This is a genomic window from Nocardia sp. IBHARD005 (genome assembly GCF_052814245.1).
Map to the genome: position 1 here is coordinate 2,702,447 of NZ_CP199935.1, position 20,739 is coordinate 2,723,185.

The following is a 20,739-nucleotide window of genomic DNA, read 5'->3' on the forward strand; positions in this document are numbered from 1 at the left end:
TTCTGACTGAAAATTTAGTCAAGGATCGTGACGGGTGGCACCTTGGTGGGGGTTCTGCGCACCCTCGGGGGGAGCAGCTCCAGCACTCAGGGTCCTGATAACGGCACCCGATCAGGCGCAGAGTTGATGTTGTCACCGCACGCGAACCGGAGGTTCCGATGTCGATCTCAATGGCCCACTCGGACGAGCGTCGTGTTTCGGTGTCGACCAGTGACGGTGTGCAGCTCGCGGTTCGCGAATACGGTCGGCGCTACGCGGATCTGACGGTTGTCCTGATTCATGGGCATTGCCTGCGGACCGAGTCGTGGACGGATGTGCGGGACGCGCTGTTGCGCAAGCACCCCGGTGCCAAGGTCGTCTGCTACGACCATCGCGGGCACGGTGACTCCGCCGCGGCGTCGAGGCAGACCTACAACATCGAACAGCTCGGTCGCGATCTGCACGAGGTGCTCGACGTCGTCGCCCCGACCGGCCCGGTCGTGCTGGTCGGGCATTCGATGGGTGGCATGACCGTGCTGACCTACGTCGGCCAGTACCGGCACGAGATCGGGACCCGCATCGTCGGCGTCGGACTCATCGCCACCGCTGCGAGCGGGCTCGCCGACGCCGGCTTCGGGCGGCTGCTGCGCAACCCGATCATCTCCGGCTTCCAGGCGGCGGTTCGGCGCGCACCGCGCCTGATGCAGCACGCGAAGGTGCTGGCCTGCAAGGTTTTCGCGCCGGTCGTGCGCACCGCCGAGTTCGGTGATCGCAAGGTCAGCCAGCGTGTGCTCGCGCTGGCCGAGGCGATGCACAACGCGACGTCGATCGTGACCATGGCCAGCTTCCTGAGCGCCTTCAAGACCTTCGACCGCACCGCCGCCCTGGCCACGCTCTCGACCATCCCCACCCTGATCCTGTGCGGCGCCGCCGACCTGATGACACCCCCCTCCCATTCCGTCGCCATGGCCGCCGCCGTCGACTACGCGGATTTCGTGCAGATCGACGGCGCCGGCCACTCGGTGATCTTCGAGCAGCCCGCGCAGGTCGCCGAGGCCATCGCGCGCCTGGTCGGCCGGGCGGCACGCACCGACCGGCCCGAGCGCGCCCAGCTGGCACTGGCCGCCTGAGGCGCTCAACGACTGCGATGCAGTGTCAGCTCTCGTCGAACTGGAGTCGCTGCACGGCTTGGCCGGTGAAATCGGCGATGAGTTCGAAGTCCTTGTCGGCATGGAGGACGGTGAGTTTCGCGCGTTCGGCGATCGCGGCGATCAGTAGATCGGGAATCGATGGGGCCCGGTGCTGTCCCCGCGCGGCTAGTTCTCGGAGGACGTGCAGCGCCCGGTCTTCCGAAGTGGGCGTCTGGTATTCGACCGGCATGTTCGCGAGCGGGGGCAGATCGAGCAGCTTGGCGAGGTCGGTAGCGGTGCGAGCGGAGTACCCGGTTTCCAGCAGGGTGACCGTCGCGATGCGCACCATCCCGCGTTCGATGCGGTCGGCCCATACGTGCGCGTCCGGTGCGGCGCCGATGCGAACAAGGGCGGACTTGTCGATCAGCCAAGGGCGCGGGCTCACGACCATGCGCGCCTCATGACCTCGGGGTTGTCCAGGTCCTGGGCGAGCTCGGCAACCCGGTTCAGGTCGCCGACGGTGACGGGCACGATTCGCTGAAAGTCCCGCACCAGCCAGCGCCGTAAGAACTCCCCCCGGGATATCCCCAACTCGCGGGCGCGCTGGTCGACTTCTTCGATCGCGGATTCGGGGACGTCGCGAATGAGGATATCTGTCATGGTCACTACCTCCTGATATCAATGATATCAGGAGGTAGCTGCTAGTGTCCGATCCCGCCGAGGCAGCCCAGCGGATCGCCGGCGCCGATCGATCGGATTCATGACTTGGCGACAGCCAGGGCTGAATGCGGGCGGACGTCGCCGGATGCGGGGTGGTGCAGGCGGGCTAGTTCGGTGAAGCCGGCTTTGTGCAGGGTTGCGGAGAGGTGGTCGGTGGGCCAGCGGTAGGCGGTGGTCACCTTGTGTGGGAAGGGTTCGACTGTGTCGGTGGATTCGAAGAACCCGATTACCAGGCGGCCGCCTGGGGTGAGTACTCGGTGGAACTCCGCCAGCACAGCGGGGAGTTCGGTGGGGTCAAGGTGGATGAGGGAGAACCACGCGAGGATGGCGGGGACGGAATCGGTGGGGGCGTCGAGGGTGCGGAGCGAGCCGAGTTCGAAGGGGACGCCGGGGTAGGTGGTTCGGGCGTGGGTGATGAATTCGGGGACCATGTCGATGCCGGTGGCGGGGATGCCCGCGTCGGTGAGGAATTTGGTGAAGTGGCCGGGGCCGCAGCCCAGGTCGAGGACCGGGCCGGGGGACAGATGGGTGAGGGCGAAGGTGGTGTCTTCAGGGTCGAGGAATTCGAGGTAGCCGCAGACCTCGATGTAGCGGGTGTGGATGGCCGAATAGGCGGCTTGAACGGTGGTGTCGGGCACCCGGCCGACACTAGCCACTGGACAGGGCATGCCCCGTTCCGTCCATCGTTTGTGATGGGGAGACCCGGGTAGTCGAATGTAGGGAGCCGTTTTCCCAGTCGTAGACACGAAGGGATCGACGATGCCGATCAAGCCTGTTCGACGCATTGCTCGCGCGCTGCTGGGGACCACATTCGTGGCCGCCGGAGTGAACGGGTTGATGAATCAGAAGCCCCGAGCCGACGCCGCGAACGCGCTGGCCGAGAAGGGCAGAACCGGTCTGCCCGACGCGCTGGCGGCGCGGGTGCCCGACGATCCGAGTCAATTCGTGCGCATCAACTCCGCTGCGCAGGTGGTGGGTGGGTTGTTGCTGGCCACCGGACGGGCACCCCGGCCCGCGGCGCTCGTGCTCGCCGTGACCGTCGTGCCGGGGACCGTCACCGAGCAGGACTTCTGGGCCGAGGCCGATCCCGACCGGAAGGCGGCGAAGCGGGTGGGGTTCTTGAAGGACCTCGGGTTGCTCGGCGGGCTGATGATCGCGGCTTCCGACACCGAGGGCAAGCCGTCGCTGGGCTGGCGCGCCCGCCGGAGGTTCTCGCGTGAGGAGCCGCGTATCGCGGCCGAAGGTGCCGCCATCGCGGCCGCGGCCAAGGTTCGTGGCGCGCACCTGGCCGAGGTCGCCCACGAGCAGGGCGCGCATCTGGCGGAGGTCGCGAACGTGCGCGGCACTCAGTTGGCTGAGATCGCCCGTGAACGCGGGCCGCAGTTGGCCGACGCGGTGCGCCACCGCGGCGCCCACCTGGTGGAGGTGGCCAAGGATCGTGGCCCCGACGTGGCTGAGGCGGCACGCATTCGCAGTGCCCAGATCGCCGAGGTCGCCAAGGAAAAGGGGCCGGAGCTGGCCGAGGCCGCGCGCGAACGGGGCACGTATCTGGTCGATTCGGCCCGTAAACGCGGCGCGGAATTGGCCGCTGCGGCCCGGGAGCGTGAGGAGCCCGCAGCTCCCGCACGCCGGTGGTCGATGCGCTAGAAATCTCGCGAATTCACCGTCAGGCCGAGAATTCGGCGACGCCGGGGTTCGACCACCGAGAACGTGGCGGACCCCGGCGTCGTCGTGCGGCCGAGCGTCCGTCAGCACCGAACCGGCCGGTCAGTACGCGGATGCCCCGACAATCATGGTCTCGCGCGCCGATGTGTTGGTGGCGCACCATAGACGCGGGGTCGGGCAACCCGAGGGACTCACCGCGCAAGCCGCGCATTCGGAGCAATCCGGGCGAAATAGGTTTGGCGGTGAGTTCTGGCGTGAATACTGGGCATTCGCAATGCTTTTCGACAGAGTGGGATCCATCTGATGTTGTCCGGTCGTGAAACGTCCAAGCCGTACACCGTGCGAGTCGCAGTGGTGGGAGCGGCCGTGCTGATCGGACTGCTCGGTTCGGCGGGAACCGCTGCGGCACTTCCGGGTTCGGGCTCGGCCTCGGGTTCGGCCAGTGGCTCCGCGGACTTGGCATCGGGTTCGGCGTCCGGCTCGGCGTCGGTGGGTCCGGCGACCGCGGCCGGTGCCTACCTCACGTGGCAGTCGGCGCAGTTCATCCACAACACCCTGCGCATGCTGCTGTCGATCCCGATGCGCACCATCTAGTTCCAGGTCTTTTCCCAGCGCTCGGCCGCCCAGTCGCGCACCTCGCCGCTGAGCGCAATCGCGGGCAGCAGTAGCGCGAAGCCGATCAGCAGGATCGCCAGCCGCACCCATACGCTGAGTTCGCCGAGGGCGCGCAGCAGCGCGGGCAGGATGCAGACCACGGCGAGTGCGACGAGGACGATCGCCGCGAGATTGTGTCCGGGCCCGGCGATCAGCGCGGCGCAGATGCCGAAGCACAGACCAAGGACCAGTCCGCCGACGCCGACGAAGTAGTTGTCCCAGGAAAGCCAGCTCGGGCGGGTAGACCGGTGAGTGACCACGCCGCGCAGCCTAGCGTGATCAGCTATCGCTGTGCGGCGGTCTCGGCCATGGGTTTTCCTCCAGCCGTTCGACCGAGCGATTGAACTTGCGCATCAGTCTGCTGAGCTCGGTGACATCGTCGTCGTCCCAGTCGGCGACGACCTTGCCGATGTCGCTGGTGCGGTGCCGCCGGTCCGCCGCGAGCGCGGCCTTACCGTCGGCGGTGGACTGGACCTTGCGTGCGACGCCGCCGTCCGGATCGGGAACCCGTTGCACCAATTCCTGTTTCAGCATCGCCCCGACCTGCCGGTTGATGGTGGAGATGTCGAGCTGGAACGACTCCGACAGCTCGCGCAGGCTCAGCGGTTCACCGAGGTCGAGCCGGGTCAGGATGAGAAACGCCGACCGGTCGAGCAGGAAACCGGGGCGCCTGCGGGTGGTCGTGGGGAAGTGCCGCGAGATCAGGTTCAGCTCGAACACCAGGCGGGTGAACGGGGTGTCGTCGGCGGCGCCGGAATCGGACATGTGCCAACTATGTCGCGTGGGTCACCCCGGAGCCAAATTGTGCACTATGCACATGCTGTGTACCGTACATATTTGTGTCTGTCACCGCCGCCGACGTCTCCCCGGCCACCCCCGAAACCCGCCGCCCGGCCCCAGCCGTGCTGATCGCGGTGCTCAGCACGGTCGGCATCGTCGTCTCGCTCATGCAGACGCTGGTCATCCCGATCATTCCGTCGCTGCCGACCCTGCTGAACACCTCGGCGTCCAATGCCTCCTGGGTGGTCACCGCCACCCTGCTGGCGGGCGCGGTCTCGACGCCGATCGCCGGACGACTCGGCGACATGTACGGCAAACGGCGCATCCTCGTCGGCAATCTCGGCTTCATGATCGTCGGCTCGGTGGTCTGCGCGACCGCGAACTCGCTGCTGCCCGAGGTGATCGGCCGGTCCATGCAGGGCATCGCGGTGGGCGCGATCCCGCTGGGGATCAGCATCATGCGCGACGAGCTCCGGCCCGAGAAGGTCGGCGGTGCGATGGCGGTGATGAGCGCGACCCTCGGTGTCGGCGGTGCCATCGGCCTGCCGTTCTCGGCGCTGATCGCGCAGAACGCGAACTGGCACGTGCTGTTCTGGACCGCGGCAGGGCTCGGTGTGGTGTGCGCGGTGCTGGTGTTGGTGTTCGTGCCGGAATCGCCGGTGCGCACGCCATCGCGCTTCGATTTCGGTGGTGCGGTCGGGCTGTCGATCGCCCTGCTCACGTTGCTGATCGGCATCACCAAGGGCGCCGACTGGGGCTGGGCGAGTGGCTCGATCCTCGCGCTGTTCGGTCTGTCGCTGGCGAGTTTCCTCGGCTGGGGCGCCTATGAACTGCGCCGGTCCGCGCCGCTGGTCGACCTGCGGGTGTCGGCTCGCCCCCGCGTGCTGTTCACCAACATGGCCTCGATCGCGGTCGGCTTCTCGCTCTACGGTATGTCGCTGACGTTCCCGCAGCTGCTCATGGCTCCCGAACAGACCGGCTACGGCTTCGGGCTGTCGATGGTGGTCGCGGGCCTGGCGATGGCGCCGACCGGTCTGGTGATGATGCTGCTCTCACCGGTCTCGGCTCGGCTGTCGGCGACGAAGGGACCGAAGTTCACGCTGGCGCTCGGCTCGGCCGTGATCGCGCTCGGCTACCTGTGCGCGGTTGTCATGATGGACGCCGTGTGGCAGATCATCCTGTCGGCGGTCATCGTCGCGGGCGGTGTCGGCCTGGCGTACGCGGCCATGCCCGCGCTGATCATGGGCGCCGTGCCGCTGAGCGAGACCGGCGCCGCCAACGGCCTCAACTCACTGATGCGTTCCATCGGCACCTCGACGTCGGCGGCGGTGATGGGTGTGGTGCTCGCGCACATGACCATGCAGCTCGGCCCGCACATGGTGCCGACCAGGTCGGCCTTCCACACCGCGTTCTTCATCGCGATGGCAGGCGCGGTCGCCGCCGTCGCCTTGACCATGTGCATCCCGATGCGCAAGCGCGACTAACTCTCCTCGGGCACCGGGCAGAACGCGACAAGGGCCCAGTCGCGGCGAGGAATCATCGGTTCGAGGGCGTGCATGATCATCGTCACAACGGTGCCCGTGTCCGGCTCGCGGATCCGCTGCACCGGTCGGTCGAGGTGGGTCGGTGCGAGCGGTTCAGTGGTCCAGAACTCGGTCCATTCCGGTGCTCGAGAGCAAGCCGCGATGAGTTCGTCGATGCGTTTCTGCGGCACGACGCCGGGGCTCATCACCCGAAAACCGTAGACGCACAGGTGAACCTGCAGGTGCCAGTCGATCATCGCGGTACGTGCCCGCGGATCGAGCAGCATCCATTCGAGCAGGGTCGTGCCGGGAACAAGTCCGGGGAAGAAGCGTGTCCACGCCGCGTTCGCGGCCAGGATGTCGAAGGTCGAATAGTCCTGCAGGCTGGCGGGGTAGGGGATCGCGTCGAGCAGGACGCGGTCGGCGGCAGGCACATCGATAGTCGGCTCGGGCACTGGGCTGTCGTAGCGATCCGACAGCGAGAGGGTCACGAGGTGGTCGCGAAACAGGTCGGGCACTTCCAGTGCGTTGAACAGCGCGGTGAGGGCCTCCAGCGTTGGCGTGCGCGTGCCCTGTTCGATCTTCTGGATGAGTCCTGGGGAGATGCCCGCGATGGTGCTGAGAGCGGCGCGGGTCAGCCCTGCCGACTCGCGGCGTTCACGCAGGTAGCGCGCGATCGGCGGATGCGGGTTCGCCACGCGGTTGACCTCTTTCGGAGCGGTGGGACAAATTGGGACAGCCGTCTAACTTGACCGAGGGTAAAGGTTTCGCAAAACTCATCACAGCCGAGCGGGACAGCGCGTGGCTGTCCGACCGAACGCGCACCGGCCGATTATCGGGTCAGTGCTGGTCGGGCCAGGGTGTTCCGGAGCGGATAGTGTTCGATTCCACCTCTGCGCGGACGAATATCGCCGGAGGGGACGGCGCGCACTCGGTGGTGCGCACCGAGAGCGATTGCCGGGCTGAAACCCGGGTGGCGCAGGGGTCCATCCGGTGGTTGCCCTGTCCGCTTCGGAAAACACCCGCGATCGGGAACCGAAAGCGCTCGTGATTCGTCCAATAGGGCAGAAGGATGAACGAGAGCGGGGGGCGATGACGCAGATTCAAGCCGAACGACCTGGACGACGCACGTCCTGGATCGTCGGAATCTCCGGGATGCTGGCGGCGGCCACCGTGGTAGCCGTCGGACTGGTGTGGTGGTCCCACGATTGGGGCGATCAGTTTCCCGCGCTCGACAGCGAACGTCTCGACGAGCAGCAGATCGTGCTCGTCGACGTGTTGCGCCGCGAGCACGAGCAGCCCGGCGACGGCCCGAAGTACGCCGAGGGGGTCCAGGAGGCCTGGTGCGCCGACTTCGTCAGCTGGACGATGCGCGAGGCGGGCAGGCCGCTGGCCAACCCGAACTCCGGCTCATGGCGCATCCCCGGCGTGTACACGCTGCAGGAGTACTACCAGCAGGTCGGCCGATTCACCCGCCCCGACGTCGGCTACCGCCCGCGTACCGGTGACGTGGTGCTCTACGGGCCCGATAGTCCGCTCGGTCAGCACACCAATATCGTGTTGAAGGCCGAGGGCGACACGATCACCACCATCGGCGGCAACGAGATGGGCGGGGTTCGGGTTCGCACCATCACACCGGCCGAAACCGCCGATCTGGTCGGTTATGGAAGATTCTGAAATCGATTGGCGCTCAAGGTAACTGCGGTGATCCGGGACGGCAGTACGCCGGCGATGCCCGTACGATGGACGGTGCGGCGCCCGGCAGCGCCGTCGCCGGCTCCTCCGTCCTGCTTCCCCCTCATCGGCAGGACGGGGGAGTTGTGCCACCAGCAGGGCGTTTGCGGTCGTCACGTACCGTGTTCGATGTGCGTGTGAAGGTGGGCGAGAAGCCACGTCGTGACCCGATGTGGATCGAGTACGCCGATTTCGGCGAACGATTTGTCACCTACGCGGTGACCGAGGAGCGCATCACCGCCGCGGTGTCGGGGATGACCGGGCGTGGCGTGAAGATCGGGCCGTTCTCCCTCGGTCCCGCCGGACTGGCCGGTTTCGTCGCCGAGGGCACGCTGGGAACCCCCGTGGTCACCCGCACGCCCGGTGACGCGCTGAGCTTCGGCGTGCGGATCCCGTTGACCCTCGCCGTGAACCTGGTTCTCGGCGGACGCAAACTGCGCCTGGCCGCCGTGGTGGAGATCGGGCTCACGCTGCACGCCCGCACCGCCGCGCCGCTGCTGGTCGTGATCGATGTCGCACCGGTGACAGCCAAGGACGTCAGCTTCACCTTGCGTGCCGAGGCCATCGACGGTGCCTGGGAGATGCTGCTCGACCCGATCGCGGGCCTGGTGCAGCGCGAGGTCGCCAACCGGGTCAACGCCATCGTCGGCGATCCGAAGGTGCGCTCGGAGCGGCTCTTCGATATCGAGGCGATCCTGGACGGCTACCGCTCACCGCACCGCAACGACACCGTCTTCGACTGGATCGACTATCGCGAATTCGGTCTGCGCTTCTTCACCACCATCGTCACCAGAGACCGCGTGCACGGCGTGGTGGGGCAGCTGGCGGGCAGCGAGATCGAGGTCGGCCCGCTGGCCGAGGGTCCGCGCGGGGCGGCCACGGTGACCGTGCGCGGCGCGATCGAGCAGCCGCGCGTGATCGATCGTGGCCGCGGCGAGCCGGGTGACCTGCGGATCTTCGATATGACACTGCCGGTCGGGCTCGACATCACCGTCGACGTGCTCAAAGCCAACCACTACCGCGCCGACCTGGAGATTCCGCTGGTCCTCACGGCCAGGGCCGCTGAGCCGTTGCAGATCGTGATCGAGGTGCCGCCGCCGGCGCTCGAGGACATCTCGATGGAATTCACCGCGAAGGGGCTGCGCGCGGCGACGCTGGCCCGGCTGGCCGGGATCAAGAGGCAGGTCGTCGCGCAGGTTGTCGCGGTGGTCAGTACCGAGTTGGCCGACCCGACCGGTCGCACCATCGATGTGGGCGCGGCGATCGACAGCGCGACCTGAGTCGTGTGACTCGTGGGGCGAATGTTGCTGTTGGTTCTGGCGGTTCCCCTGGGGTTGTGGTGCAATGAGTCGCACGTTCTAGACTCCCGGCGCGCGATTTTCGGGAAAGGCGCGCCGGGTTCGCTTGCCGGTTGACGGTCGGGTTGCGCGAAGGAGTCCTGCGATGCGTTCAGTTCCGGTGACCAGGCGGAAGTTCTTCGGCTTCGCCGCCGCCGCGGCCACGATCGGGGCCGGCCTCGCCGCCGCGCCTGCCCGCGCCCAATCCTTCGGGACCATGGTCGACTACGCCGCCGGGGTTCCCTCCGCCGCATCGATCGCCGCCGAAGGGCATATCGGCGTCATCCGCTATGTTTCCGAGCGCAGGCCCGGCGCGGAGTGGATGGCGGGTAAACCGCTGCTCGCCGCCGAGGTCGAAGACCTGTGGGCGCACGGCCTGTCGATCGTGTCGAACTACCAGTTCGGCAAGGGTCCGACGGCCGACTGGCGCGGCGGCCTCGAAGCGGGCAAGGAACACGCCGAACGCGGCTGGGCCATCCACATCGCCGCGGGCGGACCCGACACCGCGCCGATCTACGCTTCCATCGACGACAACCCCTCGGTCGAGGAGTTCGACGAGATGATCGCCCCCTATATCGAGGGCTGGCAGTCGGTGCTCGGCCCCGAACTGGTCGGCATCTACGCCAACGCGCCGACCATCGACCGCGCCCTCGACGCGGGCCTCGGTTCCTGGTTCTGGCAACACAATTGGGGCACCGAGCGAGGCTTCGTGCACGGCTCCGCGCACCTGCACCAATTCGAGATCGACAAGCGCGCGATCGACGGGATCGGCGTCGACCTGAACCGGGTCCTCGCGCCGGACTACGGCCAGTGGTGACCTAGGTCTGGCAGTGGCAGGTCGCGCCGCAGCGAATATCGGCCTCATCGTCGGGCATCACGCACAGCGCAGTCCTGGTGTCGGGTGTGGAATGGTTCCCGAGCCAGGACAGCAGCGACCAGCGTGACAGCCCCGACAGCGCCGACCCGACACTGGCGAACGACCCCGACGAGATCGCCGACCCGAACGACCCGATCGAGCCGACAGACAGCACCGACCCCACACTGCCGATCGACAACACCGAATAGGCCGATCCGATCGACAGAATCGACCCCTCGGATCGATACGACAAGATGGACCGCCGCGACCGCCGACTACGAATCGACCGAACGTCCTCTGAAGAACCGCACTTGGTCGCCATAGATCCCGGTTTACCACACCGCACACCCAGCGGGAACCCTGCGCGAGCACAGAGCAACGCAAGCACATGGGTAACTCACCGGGCACGGGCAAACCGAGTCACAACCACTGTCTGGCCGCCAACGCAAATCTCCCGCACCCCAGGTCTGGCCTGAAGTCACGGGGAGGCGGGCAAGCCGCCAACGCGAACCTCCCCGCACCCAGGTCTGGCCTGAAGTCGCGGGGAGGCGGGGGAGCTATACGGTGAAGAAGCCAAGGGTCGGCAGGAACGCGCAGGTGCGCGGTGCGGCGCCCTCGGCGGCGGTGGTGAGCGAACCCGAGATCACCGCGACGACGCGGCCGTGGCCGGTGTTCGCGACGGCCGACAGGGTGGCCGGACCGCCCGGGTTGATCTTGGCTTCGTCAGTCAGCGTCTGGGTCGCGGACTGACGGGTGTCGAGGTTGAGCCACTGCACCGTCATCGGCGGGTTCTGCTCGGCGGTCGGCGCCTTGGTGCCGAGCGCGGTGAACACGAAACCGGCCTGCCCGGCGGCGGGGCCGGGCGGGGGCAGCTGCGCCGGACCGGCGACCGCGAGCGCGGTGCCGACCGAATCGGCGCCGTCGCCGATGCAGCCCCGGCCGATTGTCGGGTACAGGAACTGCGCGATGACCGGGCCGTCCTGCGGGAGTTCGGGACCGCCGCCGCCGCTGCCGTCGAGGAAGGTGATGATCCGCTCGAGGGTGGCCTTGATGGCGGGCGGCAGGTTCAGCGTGGCCAGCAGTGCGCGCGCCTGATCGAGCAGGGCGGTCTGCGGGCTGGCGATGTCGGCCGGGCCTGCGACCAGGCCGGCCACCGCGGGGGCGAAGGCGGCTAGCGCGTCGACCGGGACACCTTCGGGCACCATCGGGACACTGATCGGCGCTGCCTGGGGGGCGGGCGCGGGCGCGGCAATGGTCGATGCCGGCGTAGCCAGCATGGCGCCTGCCGCAAGGGCGAGAGCGGTCGTTACGATCCGCGAACCTCGGCTACGAAGCACTTGTCCAGCCGTCCTTACCTCGATGGAGCGATGGGCGAGGGTTGTCGAGCCCAGCATGTCGGGGGTCACTCTAAGGACAACGCCGCCGTGTTGTACAGCCGCCGGGCCCAACGCGGCGAACCGGCCGAAATCATGTTCATCGACGCTAGCCGCCAGAGGCGTTACACCTGGGGATGTTGATGCAACTGTGACCCATGGTGTCGCTGATGTGTCCCTCAGCTCTGGCTTTTCGGCCCGCCTCGATTCTGGACTGACGGAGAGAAGGAGCGAAGCGACTGAACGCAGGAGGGAAGAATCGAGGCACCGGGGCCGAAAAGCCCGCGGCGCCAGCCGCTAATGTAATACAGCCGCCACCCATCCGACCGAAAGCCTGGCCTTGAACCGACACCTCCGATGGGCTCTCGCGCTGCTCGGACTGTCCGTGCTCGCCCGGCTGGCCTGGATGCTGTTCGCCCCGAACGGGCTCAATGTCGTCGATCTGCACGTCTACGTGGACGGCTCGGCCGCGCTGCTCACCGATCGGCTCTACGACTTCACCTACTCGGAGGTGACGCCGGACTTCCCGCTGCCGTTCACCTATCCGCCCTTCGCCGCGCTCGTGTTCTTCCCGCTGCACTATCTGCCGTTCACGCTCGTGGCGGTCGGCTGGATGCTGGCCACGGTCGCCGCGCTCTACGGCGTGATCCGGATCAGCTTCGAACTGCTCCTCGGCGCGGAGCAGGCCAAGCGGACGCCGTGGATCACCGCGGCCGTCGGCTGGACGGCGCTCGGGGTGTGGCTGGAGCCGGTGCGAACCACGATCGACTACGGCCAGGTGAATGTGTTCCTGGTGCTCGGCGCGATGCTGGCGGTGCGCAGTGCGCGCTGGTGGATCTCGGGCACCCTCGTCGGCGTGATCGCGGGTATCAAGCTGACCCCGGCCATCACCGGCCTGTATTTCGTGGCGCGGCGGCGCTGGGCGACGGTGCTGTGGTCGGCGGCGGCCTTCGGGCTGACCGTCGCTGTGAGCTTCCTCATCAATGCCCACGAGGCGAAGCGCTATTTCGGCACCCTGCTCGGCGACGCCGACCGGATCGGCCCGGTGGGCTCGGTGTGGAACCAGTCACTGCGCGGTGCGCTGAGCCGCATCCTCGGGCACGACGTGCAGTCGGGGCCGTGGTGGCTCGCCGCGGTAGCGGTCACGGCCGTGCTGGCGTTCTGCGCGTGGCGCACCCTCGACTCCGACGACCGGCTCGGCACCCTGGTGCTGGTGCAGCTGTTCGGGCTGATGATCTCGCCGATCTCCTGGTCACACCACTGGGTGTGGCTGATCCCGACCGCGCTGTGGCTGCTCTACGGGCCGCTGCGGGCCGAGCGGGTCGCGCGGATCATCGCCGGGTTCTGGGTGCTGACGATGCTGGTCGGCGTGCCGTGGGTGCTCTCGTTCGCGCAGCCGACGATCTGGACCATCCCGCGCCCGTGGCCGCTGGCCTGGCTCGGCGCGGTCGATGTGCTCGGCGTGTTCGTCCTGCTCGGCTGGCTGATCTGGCACGGCCGCGACACCCTGCGCGCGCAACTCCCCGGCCGTCGCACGGCCGAGGTGCCCGCGAGCTGACGCTCAGCCGACGATGCCGTCGATGGTGTGCGCCATCGCCGTATCGAGCGAGGTCAGCCCACCCGCCGAATGCGTACTCAGCGTGAAACGCAGTGTGCGCCAACGGATATCGATATCGGGATGATGATCGGCCGCCTCGGCCGCCGTGGCGACCTTGCGCACCGTCTCGATTCCGGCGAGGAAGCTCGGTGCCTGCACCGTGCGGGTGATCGCGTCACCGTCGCGGGACCATTCCGGCAGAGTGGCCAGCGCGATGGTGACTTCGGGAGCGGAGAGCAACGGAGTACCCATACTTCGGTTGTACGCCTCACTCACTCACTTTGCGCGCGCCAGCTTCAAGGCCTTTTTGAGATCTTTACCGCACGTTCCGGCTGCCTCGGCCTTCTTCATCCGCATGATGACGACGGGGCATTTGAAGCAGCGCGTCTTCTTCCTGCAGCACTTTTTCTTCGGCTTCAGGCTCGAGACCTTCTTTGCCTTCACCTTGCCCATGGGAGTTAGCGTAGCCTAAGTACAAAGCCTGACACGAGGTCGCGGTGAAGGAACCGGTAGGGTGTAACAGGCCGCGATGCCAGATGAATGCGCGCCAAATACACCAACAGCAGGAGGATTGAGGCGTGTCGTCTTCACGCGATTTTCGCAACGTCGCCATCGTGGCCCACGTCGACCACGGCAAGACGACGCTGGTGGACGCCATGCTTCGTCAGTCGGGCGCGTTCGCTGAGCGAGCCGAACTGGTCGACCGAGTCATGGACTCCGGTGATCTCGAGCGCGAGAAGGGCATCACCATTCTCGCAAAGAACACCGCCGTCCATCGCCATAACCCCGATGGTTCTCTCACCGTCATCAATGTGATCGATACCCCCGGCCACGCCGACTTCGGTGGCGAGGTCGAACGCGGCCTGTCCATGGTCGACGGTGTCGTGCTGCTCGTCGACGCGTCCGAGGGCCCGCTGCCCCAGACCCGCTTCGTGCTGCGCAAGGCCCTGGCGGCCAAGCTGCCGGTCATCCTGGTCGTCAACAAGACCGACCGCCCCGACGCCCGCATCGCCGAGGTCGTCTCCGAGTCGCACGACTTGCTGCTCGACCTGGCCTCCGACCTCGACGACGAGGCCGCCGAAGCCGCCGAGCTGGCGCTGGACCTGCCGGTCCTCTACGCCTCTGGCCGTGAGGGCAAGGCGTCCAAGGAGCAGCCGGAGAACGGTTCGGCTCCCGACGCCGAGAACCTCGACGCCCTGTTCGAGGTGCTGATGGACTACATCCCGGCACCGAAGAGCAACAAGGACGCGCCGCTGCAGGCCCACGTCACCAACCTCGACGCGTCGGCGTTCCTCGGCCGTCTGGCCCTGGTCCGCATCTACGCAGGCGAGCTGCGCAAGGGTCAGAACGTCACCTGGATCAACGCCGACGGCGCCAAGACGGTCAAGATCACCGAGCTGCTGCAGACGATCGGTGTCGAGCGTCAGCCCGGCGAGGTCGCCGAGGCCGGTGACATCGTCGCCATCGCCGGTATCCCCGAGATCATGATCGGCGACACCCTCGCCGATCCGGAGAACCCGGTCGCGCTGCCGCGCATCACCGTCGACGAGCCCGCCATCTCGGTGGTTATCGGCACCAACACCTCGCCGCTGGTCGGCCGGGTGCAGGGCCACAAGCTCACCGCCCGCATGCTCAAGTCGCGCCTGGACTCCGAGCTCATCGGTAACGTGTCGCTGCGCGTGCTCGACATCGGCCGTCCCGACGCCTGGGAGGTGCAGGGTCGTGGTGAGCTGGCGCTGGCCATCCTGGTCGAGCAGATGCGTCGTGAGGGCTTCGAGCTCACCGTCGGCAAGCCGCAGGTGGTCACCAAGCAGGTCGACGGCAAGACCCACGAGCCGTTCGAAGAGCTGACCATCGACTGCCCCGACGAGTACCTGGGCGCGATCACCCAGCTGCTGGCCGCCCGCAAGGGCAAGATGGTGCAGATGAGCAACCACGCCGCCGGTTGGGTGCGCATGGAGTTCATCGTCCCCTCGCGTGGCCTGATCGGCTTCCGCACCGTGTTCCTCACCGAGACCCGCGGCACCGGCATCGCCAACGCCGTCGCCCACGGGTACGCGCCGTGGGCCGGTGAGATCCGCGCCCGCCACACCGGTTCGCTGGTGTCGGACCGCGCGGGCACCGTCACCCCGTTCGCGATGATCCAGCTGGCCGACCGTGGTCAGTTCTTCGTCGAGCCGGGTGCCGATACCTACGAGGGCATGGTCGTCGGCATCAACCCGCGTGCCGAGGATCTCGATATCAACGTGACCCGCGAGAAGAAGCTGACCAACATGCGCAGCGCCAACGCGGACACCTTCGAGACCATGGCCAAGCCGTTGCAGCTCGACCTCGAGCTCGCGATGGAGTTCTGCACCGAAGACGAGTGCGTCGAGGTCACCCCCGAGGTGGTCCGGGTGCGCAAGCTCGTCCTCGGCGCCAACGAGCGGGCCCGCGACCTGTCGCGTCGCAAGGCTCGTGACAAGGCCGCCGCGAACTAAGGCGTAGACGAAAAGTGGGGCGGTGCTACGGCACCGCCCCACTTCGCGTTTGTGAGCGCCCACCAGGGGTTGGGCCCGCCTCGGTCTGGACTGAGTGGAGGGTGCGACGAAGGAGTACCCGGAGGGAGGGAAGACCGAGGTTACGAGGGCCCAACCCAGCGGCGCCAGCCGCGAATTGACGCAGTAGAGTGCGCAAGGTGAGTTCGGGGCGGCGTGCAGGGTGGCGTGCGATGGTGCTGGCGATGATTGCCTCGACGGCGGTCGTGGCCGGTTGCACGGCGAATCCGCCACCACCGATCGAGTCTTCCGACTCGCCCAAGACCACCCAGGCCAAGCCGGGTAAGAACACCGTGGTCGTCGCGATCGACGACATCGGGATCGGATTCAATCCGCATCTGCGCTCGGATCAGTCGCCGGTGACCAGCGCGGTGAGTTCGATGGTGTTGCCGAGCCCGTTCCGCGCCGCGCCGAGTCCCGCGCATCCCGGTCTGGTCGACTGGGTGCCTGATTCCTCGCTGATCGTGTCGGCCGACGTGACGGCGCAGCAGCCCTTCACCATCACCTACATCCTGCGCAATCAGGCCAACTGGTCCGACGGCGCCCCGATCGCGGCCGAGGACTTCCGGTTCCTCTGGCAGCAGATGATCAGCCAGCCCGGTGTGGTCGATCCGGCCGGCTACCGGCTCATCTCGGATGTGGCGTCCTCGGGTGGCGGGAAAACGGTCACGGTCACCATGACCCAGCCCTACCCCGCCTGGCGTGAACTGTTCTCGAACCTGCTGCCCTCGCATCTGGTGAAGGATTCCCCGGGTGGGTTCACCAGCGGCCTGGTCGACAAGATTCCGGTCTCGGGCGGCAGTTTCACCATCAAATCGGTCGATCGCGGACGCGACGAGATCCTGCTCGAACGCAACGACCGCTTCTGGGGCACGCCCGCCTCCCCGGATCAGATCCAGTTCCGTCGTGGTGGCACGCCCTCGCAGCTGGCCGAATCGTTGCGCACCGGCGACGCGCAGATGGCGCTGGTGCACGGCGGTGTGGCGACCCAGGCGCAGCTGGCCGCGATCCCGTCGGTGCGGACCACGATCATGCCGCAGGCCCGTGAACTGCAACTCGCGCTCAACGGCCGCTCCGGCGACCTCGCCGATGTTCGGGTCCGCAAGGCGGTGCTCGCGCTGCTCGACCCCGCCCTGTTGGCGACCGTCGGCGCGCAGACCGGCGGCTGGGTGGAACCCGCACGCGCACAAGTACTTTCGCCATCGAGCCCCAATTATGTGCCCACCGCGCCGCCGCGGATGACGGCCGACGAAGCGTTCGCGCTGCTGGCCGAGGCCGGTTACGGCCGCGCACCGGAGACGCCGCAGACCGGTTCGCCCACCTCGCCCGCGCCGCGTCCGCGCTCGGTGGCGCGCAACGGTAAGGGGCTGTCGGTGCGGATCGGCGCCGTCACCGAGGACGCGTCGGCGCTGGCCGTGGCCAACACCGCCGCCGACCAATTGCGCAGTGCCGGAATCGATGTCACTGTTCGCGGCCTGCCCGCCGACGAGCTGTACGGCAAGGACCTCATCGAATCCTCGATCGACGCCATCGTCGGCTGGGAGCTGGCAGGCGGCGACCCGGCCACCGCGCTGGCCTCGCGCTACGGCTGCCCGCCGGTCGAACCGGCCGGTGCCGAAGGTCCCGCACTGGCCGCGGCCGAGGCATATCGCCAGGCACCGAGCAACATCGGCGGTGTGTGCGACCCGACCCTCCAGCCGTCGATCGATGAAGCGCTGCGTGGGTTCGAGGTGCCGCGGATCCTGGCCGAAGCGGAGCCGCGACTGTGGGAACTGGCGACCGTGTTGCCGATCGTGCAGGACAACGTTGTCGCGGCGGCCGGTCCGCGCGTCGACGGTGTGTCGCTCTCGGGTGCCATCCAGGTCGGCATCTTCGGCGATACGGCGCAGTGGCGGCGGATCCCGTGACCGATACCGGCGGCCTGCTCCTCGTCCACGCGCAAGATAGGGGCCAACGACGGTGGATTCTGTGAACAACCCGGGAGGCCTGCTCCTCGTCCACGCGCATCCTGACGACGAAACCCTCACTACGGGTGGCACAATCGCGCATTACCGTCGCCGTGGTGTCCCGGTGACCGTGGTGACGTGCACGCTCGGCGAGGAGGGTGAGGTCATCGGCGAACGGTGGTCGCGCCTGATCGCCGCCGAGGCCGACCAGCTCGGCGGTTACCGCATCGGTGAACTCACCGCCGCGCTGTCGGCCCTCGACGCGGGCGCGCCGTGGTTCCTCGGCGGCCCCGGTCGGTGGCGCGATTCCGGTATGGCGGGCACGCCGTCGGCGGCGAACCCACGAGCCTTCGTGAATTCCGGTGCCGCCGCCGTCGACGAGCTCGTCGCGGTGATCCTCGAACTGCGACCCCGGGTGGTCGTCACCTACGACCCGCGCGGCGGCTACGGCCATCCCGATCACATCCGCGCGCACGAGATCACGACCGCGGCCGTCGCGGCGGCCGCGGAGCAGGGCTGGGATGTCCCGAAGTTCTACTGGACCGTCACCGACGGCGACCTGCTGCGCCAGCACACCGCCGCACTGGCTCGCCGCACCGTCGACGAACTGCCGGGCGCGCTGCCCGCGGGCTGGCGTCTGCCGATCGAGGCCGAACTGGCCGCCATGTCCACGAGCGGGGTGACCACCGTGGTCGACGTCTCCGACGTGGTCTCGGCCAAGCGAGCCGCCATGCGCGCACACGCCACCCAGGTCACCGTCGCGCCGAGTGGGCGGGAATTCGCGCTGTCGAACAACATCGCGCTGCCGGTGCTGCCGGAGGAACACTTCACGTTGGTGCGCGGCGCGCGCGGCCAGGTGGGCGCCGACGGGTTCGAGCACGACCTGTTCGCCGGTCTCGATTGAGTAGCAGGCCGCGGGCGATCAACTCGGTGACGCTGCCGGTGGGCTCGGCCGAATAGACTCACGCCCATGGTGACCGATCACGATCAGCCCACCGCCGTGCTGCGGTCCTCGCGACTTCCCGGTCTGCCGGAACCGCTGATCTCGGGACTCATCGTCGTGCTGCTGTTCGTCGCCGCGCTGATCACCTTGGCCCTCGAAGTGCTGTTCCTGCCCCTGTATATCGGCTCACTGGCCTTTCCGGTGGTGGCGCTGCTGGCCGCACCGATCAACATTGCCCTGGTCTACGGCATGGAATCGGTGACCGACCGGGTCGGCTTCACCTTCGCCCCGATCGTGGTGTGGGTCTTCGGATTCCTGGTGTGCGCCTCACGCGGGCCCGGCGGTGATGTCATGCTCGGCGACGACGGCCGTACCCTGTTGCTGTTCGCCTGCGGTGTGCTCGCGCCCGCCGGGTACGTGTACTACCGCGCGAACGTCAGCCGGTAGCTTTCGACTTCTGCCACGGCCACTGCCCGGTCAGTTCGAGTTCGAGCGAATAGCTGAGGAACGTCCGCACCAGCACGATCAACGCGAGCACGCCGACGCTGGTGAACGTCGGTGCGATGGCGACCGTGCGGATGATGTCGGCCGCGACCAGGAATTCCAGTCCGAGCAGGATCGCCCGGCCGAGCCCGCGCCGATAGGCGCGATAGGCGAGATCGAACTCGGCGTGCTCGGCCAGTTGGCGCAGGAACCCGATCGTGCCGACCAGCCCGCCGATGACGATGGCCGCGACACCCGCTGCGTCCAGGGCCTTGCCCGCGGCCTCGATAACCTCGGTGAACTGCACGAATACCCCTAGCGTCGGCGGCACGGCACTCCATCCGAACGGTACGCCGCACCGGCCGCGGCAGCGGTGCTATCGGGCGTGGCGGGCTTGCGCGCCGTCCAGGATCAGGTCGATGGCCTGGGTGAAGCGACTGAGTACGCCGTTGGCCGGTTCCTCGACGACCTGCGGTCGCTGGTGGGCGTAGCGCCGGTGCAGGCGCGGATACTGCTGTGCCGCGGTCTCGCTCGCCGCCTTGACCTGGTCGACCCACTGCTGGGTGGGCAGGCCGCTGCGCGCGATCGTCGTCATCATCGCGGCCTCGTTGCCGCACGAGCCGACGACGAACTGGAAGACGGTGTTCGTCGCGATATCGACCGCCTCGTCGTCGAAACCGGCGGCCTCCACGATCGCGATCATCGAGTCGGTCAGCCGCATCATATTCGGGCCGAGAGAGGTCAGCGCCGCGCTGCTGAGCACCACTGTGATCCACGGATGCGCCAGGATCGTCGCGCGCAACCCATCGGCCTGCTCGTGCAGCACCGCCCGCCAGCGCTCGGGATCGGGTGCGGGCAGCGGTATTTCGCCGATCACCTGGTCGACGACGAGTTCGAGCAGTTCGTCCTTGTTCGCCACATGGGTGTACAGCGAGGTCGCGCCCGCGCCGAGGCGGGCGCCGAGCTTGCGCATGCTCAACGCGTCGAAGCCGTCGGCGTCGAGCAGGGCGATGGCCTCGGCGACGATCTGGTCGCGGCTCAGTGTGGGTTGGTCGCGTCGTTCGCGCGCGGGCTTGGTCCACACCGAGGTGATCTCCGTCGAGCCGCTCGCCATCGCGCTGCCTCCTCGTGTTCCACCACTTCGCCGACCAGCACAGCATAGCGCCGAGCGAACACTGTGCGGAGGGCGAACGATGGGAACCATTGCGAACAGTGTGCGTTGACCATGCAGTGTTCGTCACAACCGCACGACGTGCGGAGAGCGCTCGAAAGATGGCGGTCACGCTGTTGATCGCCAATGGCATCGGCGCCCTGCTCGTCGGCACACTCGGCCCCCGCATCGTCACCACCGCGGGTCTGATCGTGATCGCCGCCGGCTTCGCCGTACTGGCTGCCGCGGTGATGTTGATGTGTGATGCGAAAACCGTTGTGGGAGAGGCTGATCTGGCGAGGTCGTCGGCAAACGTCTAAGCTGGCGACGCG

General features: G+C 67.7%; 25 protein-coding genes. 13 read left to right on the plus strand and 12 right to left on the minus strand.

Annotation, left to right across the window (positions count from 1 at the left end; translation table 11 throughout):
* Positions 1-158: 158 nt before the first annotated feature.
* Positions 159-1,109 (plus strand): alpha/beta fold hydrolase, encoded by a 951-nt coding sequence (locus ACTWPB_RS12610; RefSeq protein WP_446225832.1) that lies wholly within the window; start codon positions 159-161, stop codon positions 1,107-1,109.
* Between the two features lie 25 nt (positions 1,110-1,134).
* On the opposite strand, the gene ACTWPB_RS12615 is transcribed toward ACTWPB_RS12610, so the two are convergent.
* The 3 genes from ACTWPB_RS12615 to ACTWPB_RS12625 all read right to left on the minus strand — a co-directional run bounded on the left by ACTWPB_RS12615 (position 1,135) and on the right by ACTWPB_RS12625 (position 2,467).
* Entirely contained in the window at positions 1,135-1,560 is a 426-nt protein-coding gene (locus ACTWPB_RS12615; protein WP_446225833.1) for a PIN domain-containing protein, read from the minus strand.
* On the minus strand, positions 1,551-1,769 hold the full coding sequence (gene vapB / locus ACTWPB_RS12620) for a type II toxin-antitoxin system VapB family antitoxin (RefSeq protein ID WP_446225834.1): 219 nt from the start codon (positions 1,767-1,769) through the stop codon (positions 1,551-1,553). Before vapB ends, ACTWPB_RS12615 begins: the two co-directional genes overlap by 10 nt.
* A 98-nt stretch (positions 1,770-1,867) precedes the next feature.
* Positions 1,868-2,467, minus strand: coding sequence for a class I SAM-dependent methyltransferase (locus tag ACTWPB_RS12625; protein WP_446225835.1), 600 nt, complete (start codon positions 2,465-2,467; stop codon positions 1,868-1,870).
* A gap of 121 nt (positions 2,468-2,588) precedes the next feature.
* Between ACTWPB_RS12625 and ACTWPB_RS12630 the strand changes: the two genes are divergently transcribed.
* Both ACTWPB_RS12630 and ACTWPB_RS12635 read left to right on the plus strand, forming a co-directional pair.
* A complete protein-coding gene (locus tag ACTWPB_RS12630) occupies positions 2,589-3,476 on the plus strand; it encodes a DoxX family protein (RefSeq protein WP_446225836.1) in 888 nt (295 codons plus the stop codon).
* Between the two features lie 321 nt (positions 3,477-3,797).
* Entirely contained in the window at positions 3,798-4,088 is a 291-nt protein-coding gene (locus tag ACTWPB_RS12635) for a hypothetical protein (protein ID WP_446225837.1), read from the plus strand.
* Here the strand turns inward: ACTWPB_RS12635 and ACTWPB_RS12640 are convergent.
* Together ACTWPB_RS12640 and ACTWPB_RS12645 are read right to left on the minus strand one after the other, a co-directional pair.
* Positions 4,085-4,408 (minus strand): hypothetical protein, encoded by a 324-nt coding sequence (locus tag ACTWPB_RS12640; protein WP_446225838.1) that lies wholly within the window; start codon positions 4,406-4,408, stop codon positions 4,085-4,087. The two genes, ACTWPB_RS12635 and ACTWPB_RS12640, sit on opposite strands and share 4 nt — an antisense overlap.
* A 19-nt stretch (positions 4,409-4,427) precedes the next feature.
* Positions 4,428-4,913 (minus strand): MarR family winged helix-turn-helix transcriptional regulator, encoded by a 486-nt coding sequence (locus ACTWPB_RS12645; protein WP_446225839.1) that lies wholly within the window; start codon positions 4,911-4,913, stop codon positions 4,428-4,430.
* 68 nt (positions 4,914-4,981) lie between these two features.
* Here ACTWPB_RS12645 and ACTWPB_RS12650 point away from each other — a divergent pair, with 68 nt between their 5' ends.
* A complete protein-coding gene (locus ACTWPB_RS12650; RefSeq protein WP_446226317.1) occupies positions 4,982-6,412 on the plus strand; it encodes an MFS transporter in 1,431 nt (476 codons plus the stop codon).
* Here ACTWPB_RS12650 and ACTWPB_RS12655 read toward each other — a convergent pair.
* Complete coding sequence (locus ACTWPB_RS12655) at positions 6,409-7,149, minus strand: MmyB family transcriptional regulator (RefSeq protein WP_446225840.1); 741 nt, start codon at positions 7,147-7,149, stop codon at positions 6,409-6,411. The two genes, ACTWPB_RS12650 and ACTWPB_RS12655, sit on opposite strands and share 4 nt — an antisense overlap.
* A gap of 394 nt (positions 7,150-7,543) precedes the next feature.
* Between ACTWPB_RS12655 and ACTWPB_RS12660 the strand changes: the two genes are divergently transcribed.
* The 3 genes from ACTWPB_RS12660 (at position 7,544) to ACTWPB_RS12670 (ending at position 10,339) form a co-directional block, all read left to right on the plus strand.
* Entirely contained in the window at positions 7,544-8,128 is a 585-nt protein-coding gene (locus ACTWPB_RS12660; protein ID WP_446225841.1) for a CHAP domain-containing protein, read from the plus strand.
* Between the two features lie 188 nt (positions 8,129-8,316).
* Positions 8,317-9,465: a hypothetical protein gene (locus ACTWPB_RS12665; RefSeq protein ID WP_446225842.1), complete on the plus strand. Its 1,149-nt coding sequence runs from the start codon at positions 8,317-8,319 to the stop codon at positions 9,463-9,465.
* 163 nt (positions 9,466-9,628) lie between these two features.
* Positions 9,629-10,339 carry a DUF1906 domain-containing protein gene (locus ACTWPB_RS12670; protein WP_446225843.1) on the plus strand — a complete coding sequence of 237 codons (711 nt, stop codon included), beginning with the start codon at positions 9,629-9,631 and terminating at the stop codon, positions 10,337-10,339.
* 1 nt (position 10,340) lies between these two features.
* Here ACTWPB_RS12670 and ACTWPB_RS12675 read toward each other — a convergent pair whose 3' ends face one another.
* Positions 10,341-10,700, minus strand: coding sequence for a hypothetical protein (locus ACTWPB_RS12675; RefSeq protein WP_446225844.1), 360 nt, complete (start codon positions 10,698-10,700; stop codon positions 10,341-10,343).
* 235 nt (positions 10,701-10,935) lie between these two features.
* The gene (locus tag ACTWPB_RS12680; RefSeq protein ID WP_446225845.1) at positions 10,936-11,715 is read right to left on the minus strand and encodes an Rv1157c family protein; all 780 of its coding nucleotides are present in this window, start codon (positions 11,713-11,715) and stop codon (positions 10,936-10,938) included.
* A gap of 370 nt (positions 11,716-12,085) precedes the next feature.
* Here ACTWPB_RS12680 and ACTWPB_RS12685 point away from each other — a divergent pair, with 370 nt between their 5' ends.
* A complete protein-coding gene (locus ACTWPB_RS12685; protein ID WP_446226318.1) occupies positions 12,086-13,309 on the plus strand; it encodes a mannosyltransferase in 1,224 nt (407 codons plus the stop codon).
* A 3-nt stretch (positions 13,310-13,312) separates the two neighbouring features.
* Here the strand turns inward: ACTWPB_RS12685 and ACTWPB_RS12690 are convergent, their stop codons facing one another.
* Together ACTWPB_RS12690 and ACTWPB_RS12695 are read right to left on the minus strand one after the other, a co-directional pair.
* Positions 13,313-13,600: a 4a-hydroxytetrahydrobiopterin dehydratase gene (locus ACTWPB_RS12690; RefSeq protein WP_446225846.1), complete on the minus strand. Its 288-nt coding sequence runs from the start codon at positions 13,598-13,600 to the stop codon at positions 13,313-13,315.
* Between the two features lie 24 nt (positions 13,601-13,624).
* Positions 13,625-13,801 (minus strand): hypothetical protein, encoded by a 177-nt coding sequence (locus ACTWPB_RS12695; protein ID WP_194826542.1) that lies wholly within the window; start codon positions 13,799-13,801, stop codon positions 13,625-13,627.
* A 125-nt stretch (positions 13,802-13,926) separates the two neighbouring features.
* Between ACTWPB_RS12695 and typA the strand changes: the two genes are divergently transcribed.
* From typA to ACTWPB_RS12715, 4 genes are all read left to right on the plus strand, one after another.
* A complete protein-coding gene (gene typA / locus ACTWPB_RS12700) occupies positions 13,927-15,828 on the plus strand; it encodes a translational GTPase TypA (protein ID WP_446225847.1) in 1,902 nt (633 codons plus the stop codon).
* Positions 15,829-16,058: 230 nt separating this feature from the next.
* Positions 16,059-17,792 carry an ABC transporter family substrate-binding protein gene (locus ACTWPB_RS12705; protein ID WP_446226319.1) on the plus strand — a complete coding sequence of 578 codons (1,734 nt, stop codon included), beginning with the start codon at positions 16,059-16,061 and terminating at the stop codon, positions 17,790-17,792.
* Positions 17,793-17,853: 61 nt separating this feature from the next.
* A complete protein-coding gene (gene mshB, locus ACTWPB_RS12710; protein WP_446225848.1) occupies positions 17,854-18,735 on the plus strand; it encodes an N-acetyl-1-D-myo-inositol-2-amino-2-deoxy-alpha-D-glucopyranoside deacetylase in 882 nt (293 codons plus the stop codon).
* 66 nt (positions 18,736-18,801) lie between these two features.
* Entirely contained in the window at positions 18,802-19,221 is a 420-nt protein-coding gene (locus ACTWPB_RS12715; RefSeq protein ID WP_446225849.1) for a hypothetical protein, read from the plus strand.
* On the opposite strand, the gene ACTWPB_RS12720 is transcribed toward ACTWPB_RS12715, so the two are convergent.
* Positions 19,211-19,564: a DUF1622 domain-containing protein gene (locus tag ACTWPB_RS12720; RefSeq protein WP_446225850.1), complete on the minus strand. Its 354-nt coding sequence runs from the start codon at positions 19,562-19,564 to the stop codon at positions 19,211-19,213. The genes ACTWPB_RS12715 and ACTWPB_RS12720 overlap by 11 nt on opposite strands.
* Positions 19,565-19,633: 69 nt before the next feature.
* Positions 19,634-20,371 carry a TetR/AcrR family transcriptional regulator gene (locus tag ACTWPB_RS12725; protein WP_446225851.1) on the minus strand — a complete coding sequence of 246 codons (738 nt, stop codon included), beginning with the start codon at positions 20,369-20,371 and terminating at the stop codon, positions 19,634-19,636.
* Positions 20,372-20,529: 158 nt separating this feature from the next.
* Here ACTWPB_RS12725 and ACTWPB_RS12730 point away from each other — a divergent pair, with 158 nt between their 5' ends.
* Positions 20,530-20,727 carry a hypothetical protein gene (locus ACTWPB_RS12730; RefSeq protein WP_446225852.1) on the plus strand — a complete coding sequence of 66 codons (198 nt, stop codon included), beginning with the start codon at positions 20,530-20,532 and terminating at the stop codon, positions 20,725-20,727.
* Positions 20,728-20,739 lie beyond the last annotated feature (12 nt).

Excerpts from the sequence above, each read along its gene's own strand:
- ACTWPB_RS12730 (WP_446225852.1), top strand. The coding sequence starts at position 20,530 with ATGGCGGTCACGCTGTTGATCGCCAATGGCATCGGCGCCCTGCTCGTC.
- ACTWPB_RS12645 (WP_446225839.1), bottom strand. The coding sequence starts at position 4,913 with ATGTCCGATTCCGGCGCCGCCGACGACACCCCGTTCACCCGCCTGGTG.
- vapB (WP_446225834.1), bottom strand. The coding sequence starts at position 1,769 with ATGACAGATATCCTCATTCGCGACGTCCCCGAATCCGCGATCGAAGAA.
- ACTWPB_RS12675 (WP_446225844.1), bottom strand. The coding sequence starts at position 10,700 with ATGGCGACCAAGTGCGGTTCTTCAGAGGACGTTCGGTCGATTCGTAGT.
- ACTWPB_RS12690 (WP_446225846.1), bottom strand. The coding sequence starts at position 13,600 with ATGGGTACTCCGTTGCTCTCCGCTCCCGAAGTCACCATCGCGCTGGCC.
- ACTWPB_RS12705 (WP_446226319.1), top strand. The coding sequence starts at position 16,059 with ATGGTGCTGGCGATGATTGCCTCGACGGCGGTCGTGGCCGGTTGCACG.
- ACTWPB_RS12635 (WP_446225837.1), top strand. The coding sequence starts at position 3,798 with ATGTTGTCCGGTCGTGAAACGTCCAAGCCGTACACCGTGCGAGTCGCA.
- ACTWPB_RS12660 (WP_446225841.1), top strand. The coding sequence starts at position 7,544 with ATGACGCAGATTCAAGCCGAACGACCTGGACGACGCACGTCCTGGATC.
- ACTWPB_RS12725 (WP_446225851.1), bottom strand. The coding sequence starts at position 20,371 with ATGGCGAGCGGCTCGACGGAGATCACCTCGGTGTGGACCAAGCCCGCG.
- ACTWPB_RS12695 (WP_194826542.1), bottom strand. The coding sequence starts at position 13,801 with ATGGGCAAGGTGAAGGCAAAGAAGGTCTCGAGCCTGAAGCCGAAGAAA.
- ACTWPB_RS12630 (WP_446225836.1), top strand. The coding sequence starts at position 2,589 with ATGCCGATCAAGCCTGTTCGACGCATTGCTCGCGCGCTGCTGGGGACC.
- ACTWPB_RS12610 (WP_446225832.1), top strand. The coding sequence starts at position 159 with ATGTCGATCTCAATGGCCCACTCGGACGAGCGTCGTGTTTCGGTGTCG.
- ACTWPB_RS12715 (WP_446225849.1), top strand. The coding sequence starts at position 18,802 with ATGGTGACCGATCACGATCAGCCCACCGCCGTGCTGCGGTCCTCGCGA.
- ACTWPB_RS12615 (WP_446225833.1), bottom strand. The coding sequence starts at position 1,560 with ATGGTCGTGAGCCCGCGCCCTTGGCTGATCGACAAGTCCGCCCTTGTT.
- ACTWPB_RS12670 (WP_446225843.1), top strand. The coding sequence starts at position 9,629 with ATGCGTTCAGTTCCGGTGACCAGGCGGAAGTTCTTCGGCTTCGCCGCC.